The 15459-nt window shown below is 54.8% G+C and carries 14 protein-coding genes and 1 pseudogene; 13 read left to right on the top strand and 2 right to left on the bottom strand.

Translation table 11 applies throughout. The features are described from left to right. Nucleotides 1-321 precede the first annotated feature (321 nt). Nucleotides 322-1209 carry a recombination-associated protein RdgC gene (locus tag AC4FIC_RS09150; protein ID WP_158524351.1) on the bottom strand — a complete coding sequence of 296 codons (888 nt, stop codon included), beginning with the start codon at nucleotides 1207-1209 and terminating at the stop codon, nucleotides 322-324. Nucleotides 1210-1269: 60 nt separating this feature from the next. On the opposite strand from AC4FIC_RS09150, the gene rrtA reads away from it, so the two are divergent. Then, entirely contained in the window at nucleotides 1270-1884 is a 615-nt protein-coding gene (gene rrtA / locus AC4FIC_RS09145; protein ID WP_490359399.1) for a rhombosortase, read from the top strand. Here rrtA and AC4FIC_RS09140 read toward each other — a convergent pair. Then, nucleotides 1847-2722, bottom strand: coding sequence for a LysR family transcriptional regulator (locus tag AC4FIC_RS09140; RefSeq protein ID WP_488083863.1), 876 nt, complete (start codon nucleotides 2720-2722; stop codon nucleotides 1847-1849). The genes rrtA and AC4FIC_RS09140 overlap by 38 nt on opposite strands. A 125-nt stretch (nucleotides 2723-2847) precedes the next feature. On the opposite strand from AC4FIC_RS09140, the gene leuC reads away from it, so the two are divergent. The 12 genes and pseudogenes from leuC to AC4FIC_RS09080 form a co-directional block, all read left to right on the top strand. Next, nucleotides 2848-4275, top strand: coding sequence for a 3-isopropylmalate dehydratase large subunit (gene leuC / locus AC4FIC_RS09135; protein WP_100257411.1), 1428 nt, complete (start codon nucleotides 2848-2850; stop codon nucleotides 4273-4275). After that, the gene (gene leuD, locus AC4FIC_RS09130; RefSeq protein ID WP_100257410.1) at nucleotides 4272-4919 is read left to right on the top strand and encodes a 3-isopropylmalate dehydratase small subunit; all 648 of its coding nucleotides are present in this window, start codon (nucleotides 4272-4274) and stop codon (nucleotides 4917-4919) included. The genes leuC and leuD overlap by 4 nt, the downstream gene beginning before the upstream one ends. Before the next feature lie 10 nt (nucleotides 4920-4929). Next, entirely contained in the window at nucleotides 4930-6009 is a 1080-nt protein-coding gene (leuB, locus tag AC4FIC_RS09125) for a 3-isopropylmalate dehydrogenase (protein WP_273286351.1), read from the top strand. 48 nt (nucleotides 6010-6057) lie between these two features. Further along, nucleotides 6058-7173, top strand: a complete 1116-nt coding sequence (asd, locus tag AC4FIC_RS09120; RefSeq protein ID WP_273286357.1) for an aspartate-semialdehyde dehydrogenase — start codon at nucleotides 6058-6060, stop codon at nucleotides 7171-7173. Nucleotides 7174-7550: 377 nt separating this feature from the next. Further along, nucleotides 7551-10103, top strand: coding sequence for a motility hub landmark protein FimV (locus AC4FIC_RS09115; RefSeq protein ID WP_100257407.1), 2553 nt, complete (start codon nucleotides 7551-7553; stop codon nucleotides 10101-10103). Between the two features lie 89 nt (nucleotides 10104-10192). Then, nucleotides 10193-11053: a tRNA pseudouridine(38-40) synthase TruA gene (gene truA, locus AC4FIC_RS09110; RefSeq protein ID WP_100257406.1), complete on the top strand. Its 861-nt coding sequence runs from the start codon at nucleotides 10193-10195 to the stop codon at nucleotides 11051-11053. Nucleotides 11054-11057: 4 nt separating this feature from the next. Next, a complete protein-coding gene (locus tag AC4FIC_RS09105; RefSeq protein WP_273286347.1) occupies nucleotides 11058-11717 on the top strand; it encodes a phosphoribosylanthranilate isomerase in 660 nt (219 codons plus the stop codon). 84 nt (nucleotides 11718-11801) lie between these two features. After that, a complete protein-coding gene (accD, locus tag AC4FIC_RS09100; RefSeq protein ID WP_100257404.1) occupies nucleotides 11802-12665 on the top strand; it encodes an acetyl-CoA carboxylase, carboxyltransferase subunit beta in 864 nt (287 codons plus the stop codon). Next, nucleotides 12649-13866 (top strand): bifunctional folylpolyglutamate synthase/dihydrofolate synthase, encoded by a 1218-nt coding sequence (locus tag AC4FIC_RS09095; protein ID WP_100257403.1) that lies wholly within the window; start codon nucleotides 12649-12651, stop codon nucleotides 13864-13866. The genes accD and AC4FIC_RS09095 overlap by 17 nt, the downstream gene beginning before the upstream one ends. A gap of 1 nt (nucleotide 13867) precedes the next feature. Beyond that, entirely contained in the window at nucleotides 13868-14413 is a 546-nt protein-coding gene (locus AC4FIC_RS09090; RefSeq protein ID WP_158524349.1) for an SPOR domain-containing protein, read from the top strand. A 90-nt stretch (nucleotides 14414-14503) separates the two neighbouring features. Further along, the gene (locus tag AC4FIC_RS09085; protein WP_100257401.1) at nucleotides 14504-14995 is read left to right on the top strand and encodes a CvpA family protein; all 492 of its coding nucleotides are present in this window, start codon (nucleotides 14504-14506) and stop codon (nucleotides 14993-14995) included. Nucleotides 14996-14998: 3 nt separating this feature from the next. Continuing rightward, nucleotides 14999-15459: pseudogene (locus AC4FIC_RS09080) on the top strand (amidophosphoribosyltransferase); the annotation flags it as partial.

Below are 15459 nucleotides of genomic sequence, written 5' to 3'. Positions count from 1 at the left end.
TCAATCTCTAGACCGTCGTTCTTGACCCTTGTATCGGGCGGGGTTGATACAGTGTTCGAGGTGGGGGCAATAGCGGGTAGGGAGGGGCGGGGCGATTGCACCGGGGGCGGTTGCACATTGGCCGCGGGAACGACGCTGTCGGCACCGCAAAAGCACGCCAATCCGGCGCTAAGCAGTGAACCCAGTACTGATCTGAGGTATCTTGGTGCCATTTGACGCATCCCAGCGAAACTGTTGCTGCCATTTGATCATAGAATAGCAGTTGCTCGCCAGTCACGTTCTGCCGTCGGCGCAAACAACGCGACGACAGAATCTTCTAGCCTAAACGCCTTCGCTGAGCGTATAGGGTTCCAACAGTAACAATAATTGACTCAGGGTGTCACTCATCATCAGGGCATCGCTGCGCGGGTCGTCGGAATCATTGGCCTGTTCCACCAACTTGTCTTCATATTTCAGCCGCTTGATCTGAAATTTTTCATTGAGAACAAACTGGCACTGGTCGGCAAAGGCCATCGCGATTTGGCGAATACGCATACCGCTGTCGAGTGACAGTTGGATCTCTGGTGCAGCCAAGTCGAGATTCTTATACTTGGCCTTAACCGCCGGATCCTGCACCATGGTTAGCTCCATTTCGGCCTCTAACTCGGTACCGGTCGGTAGGGTAGTCGAGTCCAGATACCAACTGGTTAAGATTTCCGCACCGGAGGCTGATTTGGCCAATGGCACGACCGACAGGGTACCCAAGGCTTCGCGCAACTGGGCGGTAAAATCATCGGCTGATTTCTCACTGGATGCATTGACCACCAGCCATTTGTTCTTAGGATCGATCCATGCGCTCACTCGGCGAGTTTTATGAAAAGCCTTAGGCAGTAGCTCGGCCCGAACGTCTTCTTTGAGCTGCTCGCGCTCCTTTTTGCCGGCTCGGCGACCTTCGGCCTCTTCCAGAGCGTCTAAGCGCTCAAGCAAATAGTCATTAATGACGCTAGCTGGTAGGATCTTATCCTGGATTTGGGCGCAGAGGAAAATCCGTCCTGCGACCGTTTCAACCAAAATATCGGAATCTTTAAAGGGCGCTACCCAGCCGAAAGTCGTTTCCTGCAATTGGCTCAGGGGCGTAAAGGGGAATTTTGCTAGCGCGGCTTCCATTTGCTCGGTGGAATGGCTGAACTCTTCGGTGAAGGTATAAACCTGTACGTTTTTAAACCACATTCTATTAACCACTGGCTTCAGATCTGAGGCCGGCATTGTACCGTTTTGTAGATAAATTGCATGATAAAGTTCAGGCCAACCCTGTTAGTAATGGAACGGTTTTTGACCGTTCGACCCACCGTTCGAGGGCTGCTCTGGCTGTCGTTCGGCACTCTACTCTGCTCCCTGCCGCTGCTCTCCGAGGCGTTGCAGTATGATGCAGCTAAGACCGCTATGGGGCAGCTTTGGCGGCCCTTTACCGCCTGGCTAGTCCAGTTGAACCTGCGCCATTGGTTGCTCAATCAATGGGGCCTGGTGGTTATGGGGCTATTGTTGCCGCCGCGTATTTCGCTCGCCGATGGCGTGGGGTTGGTGACGGTTTGGCTGGTCGCCAGTCTCATGCTCTGGGCGTCGGACTATGGCCTCTATGTCGGCTTATCGGGCCTGCTCTACGGCTGGTTAGTGGTGCTGGCCGCCCAGTCGCCTTATTACTCATTGCCCGTGCGGCTAGTCTTTATCGCCGCCGTCAGCGTGAAGGTGTGCGCCGAAAACGGCTGGGTGTCAATGCCGATGCCCTCGTCCTCTTGGGTCGGCGACTTTATCGAGGCCGATATCGCCTATCGCGCACACCTCTGGGGCCTGCTCGCCGGTCTTGGCTTTAGCGCGCTGCGGTGGCTTGTGCCAGCAAGGTCATAAAGACTTCCGCAGCGCGACTGATGGTGCGTTGGCGGTGCCAAATAATGCCCAGGTTGCGCGTCAATTCAACCTTGTCGACGCTTAAGATCGCCAGGCTGTCATCAATCATAGTCGCCGGCAATAGGCTCCAACCCAGGCCATTGGCGACCAGGGCGCGGATGGTTTCTAGATAGTTGACGTTCAGTACCCGCTTGAGGGGAATATGGTGACGCTGAAAGGTTTGTTCGATAATTTGATAGGTGGTGGTCTGTGGGTCCGGCAAAATGGCCGTGGTCTGGGTCAGCTCATTGAGGCGCACCGTGCCTCGTCGACGCGCCAATGGATGATCGGGGGCGACGACAAACTTTAGCTGGTCGCGCCAAATTACCCGGGCATTAAGTAGGTTGTTGAGCGGGCTGGGAATGGTGGTAAAAACCAATTCGACCTCCCGCTTCAACAGGCTGGCGATGGCCAGCTCAGATTCCATAAAGCGCAAGTCCAGCTGAGCCAACGGGTTTTGATCGACAAAGGCCTTGAGCAATGGCCCTAGATAGTGCAAACCTATATGGTGACTGCTGGCCATGCTCAGCTGGCGGATGTCGCGATTATTGAGTTGGCTTACCGAGGTTTGAATGTCTCGTAATTCGTCGATGACGGCGCGCGCGCGCAGGCGCAATAGTTCTCCGGCCTCGGTGAGGTAGACGTCGCGCCCGATGCGATCAAACAACGGACACGCCAGTTGGCTCTCCAAATTTGCGATGCGTTTGGAGATGGCCGGCTGAGTCAGAAACAGGCGCTCGCCGGCGCGGCTAAATGAGCCGAGTTCGGCAACGGCCAGAAAAGCTTCTAAGCTGGGGATATCGATAAAGTATTCCTATTTGGAATGGATTATATAAAAATAATAAATTTGTATTATCTAAATGTCTATTTACAATGTCCAGATCACTCAAAATAGTCGCTAAACCCAACTCAGGCAGGTCCTTTATGGCACAGACCCTATATGACAAATTATGGCACTCCCATGTGGTTTCCAGTCGCGCAGACGGCACCGCGCTGATCTATATCGACCGCCAGTTGTTGCACGAGGTGACCTCACCCCAGGCATTCGAAGGTCTGCGCTTAGCCGGTCGTAAACCGTGGCGTCTCGATACCAATATCGCGACCCCCGATCACAATGTGCCGACCACGCGCACCGAGCGTGCGGCGGGTATTGCCGGCATCAGCGATGAGATCTCCCGCATCCAGGTCCAGACCCTGGACGATAATTGTCAGGATTATGGGGTGCGCCAGTTCGATATGGATGATATCAATCAGGGCATCGTGCACGTTGTCGGCCCCGAGCAGGGCGCAACGTTGCCCGGCATGACCATCGTCTGTGGCGACTCCCATACCTCTACGCACGGCGCCATGGGTGCCTTAGCCTTTGGTATTGGGACTTCAGAAGTTGAACACGTATTGGCCACCCAGTGCTTGATTCAACAAAAAATGAAAAACATGCGCATAACCGTCAAGGGAATTGCCCGTTCGACCGTCACCGCGAAGGACCTGGTGTTATATATTATCGGTCAGATCGGCACGGCCGGTGGTACCGGCCATGCGATCGAATTTGCCGGCCCGGCGATCCAAGCGTTGAGCATGGAAGGGCGGATGACGGTCTGTAATATGGCCATCGAAGCAGGCGCGCGCGCCGGTATGGTGGCGGTTGACCAAACCACCATCGATTACTTTAAGGGGCGAACCTTTGCGCCCAAGGGCGCTCTGTGGGATCAGGCGGCCGATGCCTGGCAGCATTTGGTCAGTGACCCAGAGGCGGTCTTTGACCGCGAAGTGGTGCTCGATGCCGCCGATATTGAACCTCAGGTCACCTGGGGCACGTCACCGGAAATGGTCTTGGGGGTCAGTGCTCTAGTGCCCGATCCGGCCGCCATCGCCAACCTTGAACAACGCGCCGCAATCGAACGGGCCCTGGTCTATATGGGCTTGCAGGCCAACCAAAAGATTCAAGATATTCAGCTCGACCGCGTCTTTATCGGTTCTTGCACCAATTCGCGTATCGAAGATTTGCGCGCCGCGGCGGCAGTCGCCAACGGTCAGCAGGTCTCGGCCAGCCTAAAACAGGCCTTAGTCGTGCCGGGCAGTGGCCTGGTCAAGCAGCAAGCTGAAGCCGAGGGGTTGGATAAGATCTTTATCGCCGCTGGCTTTGAATGGCGTGAGCCGGGGTGCTCGATGTGTCTGGCGATGAACGCCGACAAATTGGGCCAGGGTGAACACTGTGCTTCCACATCGAATCGCAACTTTGAAGGTCGCCAAGGGTTCGGCGGACGCACCCATCTGGTCAGTCCGGCCATGGCCGCGGCCGCGGCTATTGCCGGTCATTTTGTCGACATCAGCCAAATGGGAGCCCAATCATGAAAGCCTTAACTACCGTAACTGGGCTGGTTGCCCCGATGGATCGATCCAATGTTGATACCGACATGATCATTCCGAAGCAGTTCCTTAAGTCGATTAAACGCAGTGGTTTCGGCCCCAATCTGTTTGATCAGCTGCGTTATTTGGACGAAGGTCAGCCGGGCCAAGACAGCAGTCAGCGGCCGTTGAATCCCGACTTTCCGCTCAATCAGGCTCGCTTTGCCGGGGCGTCTATCCTCCTGAGTCGTGCCAACTTCGGCTGCGGTTCAAGCCGCGAACACGCGCCTTGGGCACTCGAGGACTATGGCTTTCGCGTGGTGATTGCCAGCAGCTTTGCCGATATCTTTTATAACAACTGCTTTAAAAATGGCGTTCTACCTATTGTTGTCGACGACGGCCAAATCGAGCGTTGGTTTAAACGACTCGATGCGCAAGTCGGCTTTACTCTGACCGTTGATCTGCCCAATCAGCAGGTGATCGATGCCGACGGCAATAGCGTGGCTTTTGAGGTCAATGATTTTAGAAAGCATTGTCTGGTAAATGGACTCGACGATATAGGTCTTACGCTGTTAGAAGCCGACAAAATCAAACAATATGAGTTGACCCATGCGCAACAGCATCCCTGGGTCTTTGGCCAAATTAAATAAGGTATTCTCCATGTCACGACAAATATTGATACTGCCCGGTGATGGCATCGGTCCGGAAATCATGGCTCAGGCCGAGCGAATTCTTGCCTCAGTCAACGACAGTTTTGCCCTCGATTTGGTCAGTGTGCACGATCTGGTCGGCGGTTCAGCTATCGATGCCCATGGCGAACCCTTATCCGCGGCCACCCTAGCGCTCGCGCAAGAGAGTGACGCGGTGCTCTTGGGTGCCGTCGGCGGCCCCAAGTGGGACAAGGTCGATATGGCGCTGCGGCCAGAAAGAGGGCTGTTGGGTCTGCGTGCCGGGCTGAATCTGTTTGGCAACCTTCGCCCAGCCATTCTGTACCCGCAACTGGCCGATGCCAGCTCATTGAAGCCTGAATTGGTGGCGGGTTTGGATCTGTTGATCGTCCGCGAGCTGACCGGGGGCATCTATTTTGGTCAGCCACGTGGCGTGCGCATCAATGCCCAGGGTGATCGAGAAGGCTTCAATACCTACATTTACAACGAAACCGAGATCCGGCGCATCGGCCGTCAGGCCTTTGTTGCGGCGCAAAAGCGCGGCAAGAAACTGTGTTCGGTCGATAAGGCCAATGTCCTCGAGGCAACGGTGCTCTGGCGCGATGTGATGATTGAATTGTCCGCCGAATATCCGGACGTCGAACTCAGCCATATGTATGTTGATAATGCCGCCATGCAACTGGTGCGCGCACCCAAGCAGTTTGATGTCATGGTCACCGGCAATATGTTTGGCGACATACTGTCCGATTGCGCCGCGATGTTAACTGGCTCCATCGGCATGTTACCGTCCGCGTCTTTGGATGCCAACGGTAAGGGCATGTATGAGCCGATTCATGGCAGTGCGCCCGATATTGCTGGGCAGGGCATTGCCAATCCGTTGGCGACTATCTTATCCGTGGCGATGATGTTGCGTTACTCACTCAACGCTGAGGCCGCGGCTCTGGCGATTGAGGCGGCTGTGGGCCAGGTACTGGATCAGGGTTTGCGTACCGCGGACATTTACAGTGTCGGAACCGAACGGGTATCGACCTCCCAGATGGGCGATGCCGTACTGGCCGCATTACAGGCTTAATTTCAAAAATTAACAGAATTTGCACGCAATACAGGGATTGGAGAATAGATTATGAAAGTAGGCTTTGTAGGTTGGCGCGGTATGGTCGGTTCGGTGTTGATGCAGCGGATGCGAGAAGAGCGCGACTTTGACAACATTGAAGCGGTATTTTTCACCACCAGTCAGGCCGGTCAGGCCGGTCCGGATGTCGGCCAAGGCTCTAGTCCATTGGCCGATGCCAACGATCTATCGGCGCTGAGCGCGTGCGATGCGATCCTGACTTGTCAGGGTGGCGACTATACCGAGGCTGTCTATGGCCCGCTGCGCCAAAGCGGTTGGCAGGGCTACTGGATCGATGCGGCCTCCACACTGCGCATGGCGGACGATGCGTTGATCGTCCTCGATCCGATTAACCGCAGCGCGATCGATCGTGGTATCGAGACCGGGTTGAAGACCTTTGTCGGCGGTAACTGCACCGTTAGCTTGATGTTGCTGGGCCTGCACGGTCTGTTCGCCGAGGATCTGATCGAGTGGGTCTCGCCTATGACCTATCAAGCCGCATCCGGTGCCGGTGCCAAAAACATGCGCGAATTGATGAGTCAGATGCGCGCCATGGGCACGGTCGCTCAACCTCTGCTTGATGACCCGGCCAGTGCCATTCTCGATCTCGACCGTCGGGTCGCCGACTTCATTCGTTCCGACGACTACCCAGCCGAGCAGTTTGGCGTACCATTGGCAGGCAGCTTGATCCCTTGGATCGATAAGGCCATGGCCAGTGGCCAGTCCAAAGAAGAATGGAAGGCTCAGGTAGAGGCGAACAAAATATTGGCCACGGGTGAGCGCATCATTCCGATCGACGGTCTGTGTGTCCGCATTGGTGCGATGCGCTGTCATGCCCAGGCGCTGACCATTAAACTACGCCGCGATGTTGACTTAGCGACCATCGAGCAGCTGATTGGCAATGCCAATGAATGGGTCAGCCTGGTGCCCAATGACAAGGAATCTTCCGTGAGTCAGATGACGCCGGCCGCGGTAACCGGTACCTTGGCCATTCCGGTTGGTCGCATTCGCAAACTGGCGATGGGACCTGAGTATATTTCCGCCTTCACCGTCGGCGATCAACTGCTTTGGGGCGCCGCCGAGCCACTGCGCCGTATGCTGGCAATTGTAAAAGGCGACCTTTAACAAGGAGAATCACTCGAGCTTATTGGCGCTTGCGCTAAAAAAGCCCAGCTAGACGATTTTTCGTTGTAATTCAGAAGCCTGTAAATAGAGGCGACCCATAGCGGTCGCCTTTTTTTTGCCCGATTGGCGAATAATCGTCACAAAAAGAGAACTGATTGGCACCGTTTGTTGCTAAAAATCCTTTTATAAATAATACTTATAAGGATTATTGAATGTGTTTTCTGCACCTTTGGCTACAATAACCGGTTATTAGATTTTCAAGTTCGAATTGGTGCTCTTTTAGCAAGGCGCTACCCCATTTAAAGCAAGATTCCTCTTCAATAGGCTTCGAGATCGGTGTTTATTGTCAAAGTTGAAGAAAAGGGAAAAGGATTATCGTGAAAAAACAAACTTCTGCAGTGCTCGTGACGCTTCTATCCATTGTTGGCTCGGCCTTTGGTTTAGGTCTTGGTGACATTGAGGTGAAGTCAAATCTGAATGAACCCTTGGACGCTGAAATCCAATTGATTCAGCTGCAAGGCTTAACCGCAGGCGAAGTGTTGCCGACGCTCGCGGGTAATGACGATTTTCGCCGGGCCGGGGTGGAGCGGAGTTTTTTCTTATCTAACATCCAGTTCCGCGTAAAGGAAAATGCTTCCGGTGAGGTCGTCGTGACCCTGGCCACTCAGCAGGCCATTCGCGAACCCTTTTTGAATTTTCTGGTTGAAATAAACTGGCCAGGTGGTCGGTTACTAAAAGAGTACACCATTCTCCTCGACCCGCCCGTTTTCGATACGGGTCTGGCCGTCGGCGCACTGGTGGTTGAGCCCTCATCGAACGCGGCGACCACCGAGTTACTGACGACGACGGTCATTAGCGACACCGTTAGCGAGCAGGCCCCGGTATCGAAGCCGGTAAGCCCTCGAGATGACAGCCTTGCTGAGGGTGAATATCGCGTTAAACGGAACGATACACTCTGGGAAATTGCCTTGCAGATCCCCAGTGGAGAAGGCTATTCGCCGCAGCAGATTATGTTGGCAATACAGGACTTAAATCCTAAGGCCTTCTTAAAAAACAATATTAACCGGGTTAAGGCGGGCAGTGTTTTGACCTTGCCGAGTAGCCAGCAGATTGCCGCGCGCACCCTGAATGAGGCCATTAATGAGGTGCAGGCGCAGAACAACGGCGCCGCACCGAAACTGCGGACCCCGGTCAATAACAACACCGAAGTGCAACTATCGGCGTCTGAGAATACCGCCTCCGCAATGCCAGTCGGTGGCGAGGAGAACAATCCCGATGGTTATCTGGAGTTAACCTCCGACAGTGAGCTCGAGACCACCACGGCGGCCGGTGACGTGACGGCCGAAGTCGATCGGCTGCAAAATCAGCTGTTCGTCGCCGAAGAGTTAAACGATCAATTTGAACTTGAAAAAACCGAGTTGCAGTCTCGGGTTGCCGATTTGCAAGAGCAGATCGAGATTATGGAACGCATGCTCGATATTCAAAACGCTGGCCTAGCCGAAGTGCAGCAAAGTTTGGCGCAGACCGAGGCCGCGCAAGCGGTTGTGCCCGATGCAGAGCCGGCGGTGGTTGCGCCCGCTGTACCTGCAGACACCACCGCCCTGACGCTCGACAGCATCTTGGATAAGGTTAAAGCGGCCATTAGTACGGTATTTGCTTGGGTTACGACCAGTACAACCAATATGGGCATTGCGGCGCTTGCCGTGGTAACCCTGCTGGTCTTGCCTTTCTTGTTTCGCAGCAAGCAAGATGACGACGATGAGGCGCCCAGCGAGTTAAGGCAAGCGGTTGCGGAGAGCGATGAATTCCATGACTTCAACGCCGACTTCGAAGAGGGCCTGCTAGCTGAAGATGAGGCGGAATTTGAGGCCACAGCCCAGGACGAACCTGAAACCCTCGATGCCGTGGTCGAAGCCGAAATGTATATGGCTTATCAAAAATATGACCAGGCCGAAGAGAAGCTCAAGGAAGTCTATGCGGAGTATCCTGAGCGTACCGACATCGGTATGAAACTGCTCGAAGTGCATGCCGAGAAAGGCGATACCCGATCCTTTGCCAAGCTGGCTGATCGACTCTCCTTGTCGAGTGAACAACTGCAGCAGGCCGCACAATGGCGCGCTAGAATGTTGATCGGGGTAGCGGGTCAGAGTGTTGAGTCGGATGCCGACGAAGTCGATTTGGACACCGCCGAAGCCCCGCTGCCGACCGCCTCGGGTGAGGTTCAGCTGAACTTTGACGAACTCGATGCCCAGCCCGCAGAGGCTGAAAGCTATAACGCAATTGACTACAGCGCAGGCGATGAAGCCGCGACGGCAGAAGCGGACGACGAGCTCATTGGCTCGGCACTGGATGACTACGCAGTCTCAGAGACCGATGAATTCGCCAATGACTTGGATTTCAGTCTCGACCTAGGGGATCTGGACGAGGCTCTGCCCGTTGCTGAGCTCGACCTTACGGCAGACGACGATGTGCCGGTTCTGGATTTCTCCTCGGAAGAAGACGAACAATCAGCCACGCTAATCAGCGATACGGAGCTGGAACTGACCGATCCACTGTCAGCCGATGACGATCCGTTTGCCGACCTGGACGATCTGGACACCGAATCGGCGCTGAACAGCGCGATCGACGATCAGATCTTAGCTGAGCTGAGCGATGATGAAATTGAATTGGCGTCCGCCCCCGCGGCCGATATTGCTGAGCCAGAGACCTTATCCGCGCCGGCCGATCCCTTCGATATTGAAGCTGAATTAGACGAAGATGAGTTCGACTTTCTGTCCGGCAGTGATGAAGCCAGCACCAAGCTGGATTTAGCTCGAGCCTATATAGAAATGGACGACAAGGACGGCGCTCGGGATATTTTGGAGGAGGTTGCCGCCGAAGGCAACGAGTCTCAAAAGGCCCAAGCCGAAGCCTTGCTCGGACAACTATAAAGCCCCAGTAAGCCCTGCAGCCTGAATCGAAGCCGCTTAACAGCGGCTTTTTTATTGCACAACCGTTACCTAGGATTAGCGACCACCTGATGAGCGATATATTTCCCTTTACCCGCAACACCGATCGGTTTCGGCTGGCCCTATGCATCGAGTTTAAGGGTACCCATTACAGTGGCTGGCAAGTCCAGAAGACCGGCGTCCCCACTATTCAGGCCTTTTTGCAGGCGGCCATCAGTCGAGTGGCTAACGAACCGGTGGCCACCTTTGTGGCCGGTCGAACCGACGCCGGCGTTCACGCCACCAATCAGGTGGTGCATTTTGATACCGCCAGCGAGCGTTCCGACTACGGTTGGTTGATGGGCATCAACAGTGAGCTGCCGATGGATATTCGGGTCAAGTGGGTCTGCCCAGTCGATGAGCGTTTCCATGCTCGGTTTTCCGCCACCGAACGGGTCTATCGTTTTGTTATTCATAACGAGTGGGTGCGCTCGGCGCACCTGCACGAGCTGGCCACTTGGGAGCGCAACCCACTTGACGCGATTCGCATGCAAGCCGCGGCCGATCTATTACTTGGCCGGCACGATTTCAGTGCCTTTCGGGCCGCCGAATGTCAGGCCCATTCTCCGGTTAAGACGCTCAAAGAGTTGAGCATCCGGCGTTTTGGCGACCTGTTGGTACTGCAAGTCCGGGCCGACGGGTTTTTGCATCATATGGTTCGTAATCTGGTCGGGGTCCTACTGGCCATCGGTCGGGAGCAGCAAGAGATCGATTGGGCCCGCCAGGTGTTGGAGGGTCGGGAGCGTCGCCTCGGCGGTGTCACGGCGAAGGGAACCGGGCTGTATTTTGTCCGTGCGCGCTATGATCTGATCGATCTGCCAAATAGGCCAGCGGGTCCGAGCTTTATTCAGCCAATTATTGATACAATGACGAACCCTTTTGATCCGGTATAAAGCCATGGCTCCTGATTATCGTCGCACGCGTATTAAAATGTGCGGCATGACCCGCCCCGAAGACCTTATTGCCGCCTGTCAGCTCGGAGTCGACGCGGTGGGTCTGGTGTTTTATCCACCCAGCCCTCGATCGCTCACGTTGGCCCTAGCAGAACCCCTGGCCGCGTTGACCACGGCGTTGACCCGGCGTGTTGCGCTGATGGTGAATCCCGATGCCGGCTTTGTGCGTGAGGTTATTGCCGCAACACGGGCCGATATGCTGCAATTTCACGGTGATGAGTCGCCCGAATTTTGTCAGCAGTTTGGCAAGCCCTATATCAAAGCCTTACGGGTAAAAGACGCCGGCGCGGTGGTAGAGCTCGTTAGCCTGCACCGTGACGCGGACCTGATTCTGCTTGACGCCTATGTACCTGGCATTCCAGGAGGTACCGGCCACATCTTTGACTGGTCCCTGGTGCCCGACGAGTTGGCCGGCAAACTGATGCTGGCGGGTGGGCTAAAAGAAACCAATGTCTCTGTAGCCATCGAGCAGATAAGACCCTATGCTGTAGACGTCAGTGGCGGTATCGAAACGGCGCCTGGCATCAAGTCAGCGCAGAAAATGGCGCTATTTGTTCAGTCGGTGATGTCTGCGGATCAAACCGTCAATGAAATTTTGGCATAAGTGTGTCCGCCGTTCGGTGATTCCCGGACGGGGTGTATTCAATAATAATAGAACAATTCAAATTCATCACAAAGCGAGGGCATTATGAGCAGTTGGTTGGAGAAAATCGTACCTTCGATGATTCGGTCCGATGCCGACAATCGATCCAATGTACCGGAAGGGCTGTGGAAAAAGTGTCCCAAGTGCAGTGCGGTCCTGTATCGGCCTGAGCTGGAAAAAAACTCGGACGTGTGCCCTAAATGTGAACATCACATGCGCATTGGTGCCCGTCGCCGTATCGATCTGTTCCTGGATGCCGAAGGTCGGGTTGAAATTGCCGCCGATGTCAAACCGCAAGATCGCCTGAAATTCAAAGACGGTAAGCGCTATAAAGATCGTTTGGTCGCTGCGCAAAAGAAAACCAATGAACACGACGCGCTGATTACCGTTGAAGGTTTGGTTGAGGGCTTGCCGGTTGTGGTAGCAGCCTTCGATTTTAACTTTATGGGTGGCTCCATGGGTGCTGTTGTCGGCGAGAAGTTTGTGCGCGGCGCCAATGTTGCCTTAGAGAAGAACATCCCGTTCATCTGTTTTGCCACATCCGGCGGCGCGCGCATGCAAGAAGCCTTGTTTTCACTGATGCAGATGGCCAAAACCAGTGCCGTGCTGGAGAAGTTGCGCCAAGCCGGTGTGCCGTATGTATCGGTCATGCTCGACCCTTGTTTTGGTGGCGTCTCGGCCTCCTTGGCTCTGTTAGGCGATATCAACGTGGCAGAACCCTATGCTTTGATCGGTTTCGCCGGTCCGCGCGTTATCGAGCAAACGGTGCGCGAAAAACTGCCTGAAGGCTTTCAACGCAGCGAATTTTTGCTGGAAAAGGGTGCAATCGATATGATCGTAGCGCGGCATGATATGCGACCCCGACTCGCCGGTTTGCTGAAAAAGCTTGTGAATGCGCCCATCAATTGAGTCGCCATTGGCGCAATGGCTTGCGTATATAGAGGCCATTCACCCTCAGGAAATTGAGCTGGGTCTGGTTCGCCTGAGCGCTGTCGCAGCACGGCTGCTGCAGCGCGACCGGCCCCCCTTCGTGTTTACCGTTGCCGGCACCAATGGCAAGGGTACCACCACAGCGGCTCTGGCCGCCCTGAGTCGCGCCGCGGGCCAGTCGGTCGGTTGGTATTCCTCACCCCATCTGTTTCATTTCAACGAACGCATTCAAATCAATAACCAGCCAGTCAGCGATGACCTGCTAGTCCAAGCGCTGTGCGCGGTTGAGTTGGCGCGTGCCGAGACCAGTCTGTCCTATTTCGAATTCACCACACTGGCCGCCTTTTGGCTCTTTGAACAGGCCGAATTGTCGGTCTGGGTATTGGAAGTCGGGCTCGGCGGGCGCCTGGACGCGGTGAATATTATCGATCCAGATATTGCTGTTATTACCAATATTGGTCTGGATCACCAAAATTTCTTGGGGCCGGATCTGGCTTCCATTGGGCGTGAAAAGGCCGGTATTTGTCGGGCGCAGCGTCCTGTTGTGCTCGGTTCGAGCGACCTACCAGAAACCCTTAACGCCTATATTGACCAGGTCGGCGCCCAGGCCTATCGGTTTGGCGATCACCATAAGGTGGTCGGTGCAACGTTGGTGTGGCAAGGGGGTGAACTCGATGCTGGCGCGATCAGCATACCGCTGGCCAATGCTGCCGCGGCCCTGCAAGCCTTCAGTCTGTCCCCCTTTGCGCTGACGCCGGTGATGGCTCAAGTAGCCTTGCAGTCAATTCGACTGGCGGGTCGGATGCAGTCACGCGAACATAGGGGTCGACACTATATTCTCGATGTCGGCCACAATCCCCATGCTGCGGCCTACATCGCTCGCCAGTTCGGTGCACAAAAATTCCATCTGGTGCTGGGTATGGTCCAGGATAAGGACGCCAAGGGCTTTTGCTCGGCGTTGGCACAGGGGGCCTTGTCGATTAACTTTGTTACTCTAGCCGGCCCGCGCGGCTGCAGCGCAGAGCAACTCGCGCTGGCGACGGGGCGTGCCGACAGCCCGCAATTTGCGACGCTAGAGTTGGCCTTAGCGCAGCTGGATCGGGACTTTCCCGGCGAGCCGGTGTTTATCGGCGGGTCTTTCTACACAGTCGCTGCTGCCCTTAATTTGCTGGAGAACTGATTTGGAACGTAAATTACAACAGCGAGTCGTCGGGATTCTAGTCTTGGCCGCCGCCGTACTGCTGATTGCCCCGGTCTTGTTCGATGCCGAAGGGCGTATCCCGGTGCAGATCACCCAGATCCCGCCAAAGCCGAAAGTGCCCGATTTATCGAATCTTCCCAGCCCGGTGTCTGCGTTCGAGACCAGGGTCGAAGCCGGTGACGCACTTGTGGCGACGGAGCCAGTTGAGGCCGCGCAACCGGTCGTTGCTGAGCCGCCGGCAAGCGCACCGATCGCCGTGCCGGCGTCGAGCAGCGCCACGCAATCTCGATTGTGGTCGGTTCAGGTGGCCAGCTTCCGAGAGATTGACAAAGCCAATGTCCTGCGCGACCAGCTGCGAGCTGCGGAGTTCGAGACCTATATTCGCAAAAAACTGCTTTCCGATGGCACCATCTTTACCCAGGTATTTGTCGGGCCGGTGCCCACCAAGCAGGTAGCGGACCGACTCAATGGCCTGGTGAAGACGAAATTCAGTCTTCAGGGATTAATTGTCCGCTATCGAGAATGATTTATTGACCTATTGGTTGGGTATTATTTAAGGCATTCACAAAATGATGATACCTGTTAGAATGCGCGCGATTTCACTGCCGGAATGACTATGACGTTAATCGATTGGATCATCGCAGGCATCTTGCTTGTCTCGTCACTGATCAGCATTAAGCGAGGTTTTACCAAGGAAGCCATGTCATTGGCATCTTGGGTTGCCGCGTTGCTGATTGCGCGCTTGTTCAGCGATAAGCTGGCCGTGCTGATGGTCGATTGGCTGGCCAATGATGTTCATCGCTATACGGCGGCCTTTGTTATTCTATTTATAGCCACCCTAATAGTCGGCGCCCTAGTCAACCACCTGTTGGGTGAGTTTGTGCGCATGACCGGCCTGACCGGAATGGATCGGGTGTTGGGGGTGGTTTTTGGCCTGTTACGGGGTCTTGTGATAGTCGTTGCCATTTTAGCCTTGGGTCGACTATTTGCATTGGACCAGTTTTGGCAAGATTCAATGGTGTTGCCTTATTTTGAACCGGTGATTCGATGGACTGGCGAAAATATTCAAAAGGCATCGGGTGCAATTTTGTCAGTTGGAGGAGAGTAACGCATGTGTGGTGTAGTCGGGATCGTGGGTCAATCACCGGTCAATCAGTTGTTATATGATGCTCTAACCGTGTTACAGCATCGCGGTCAGGATGCTGCGGGTATCGTCACCGAAGACAAGGGTAAGTTTTTTCTGCGCAAAAGCAATGGCTTGGTGCGCGATGTCTTTCACAGTCGCCATATGCAGTCCTTGGTCGGTGATATCGGTATCGGTCATGTGCGCTATCCGACCGCCGGCAACAGCAGTACTGCTGAGAGCCAGCCTTTTTACGTCAATTCACCCTACGGCATTGTTCTGGCCCATAACGGCAATTTGACCAACTCGATCGAATTGCATCAGGCCCTGTTTCAGTCCGATTTGCGTCATATCAATACCACCTCCGATTCAGAGGTCTTGCTCAACGTATTTGCCCATGAATTGCAGCTTCAAGCCAAGCTCAAACCCGAACCCAAGGATATTTTCCT

It is taken from the genome of Reinekea sp. (genome assembly GCF_982785585.1).
This window is presented reverse-complemented; position numbering and strand designations above follow the sequence as displayed.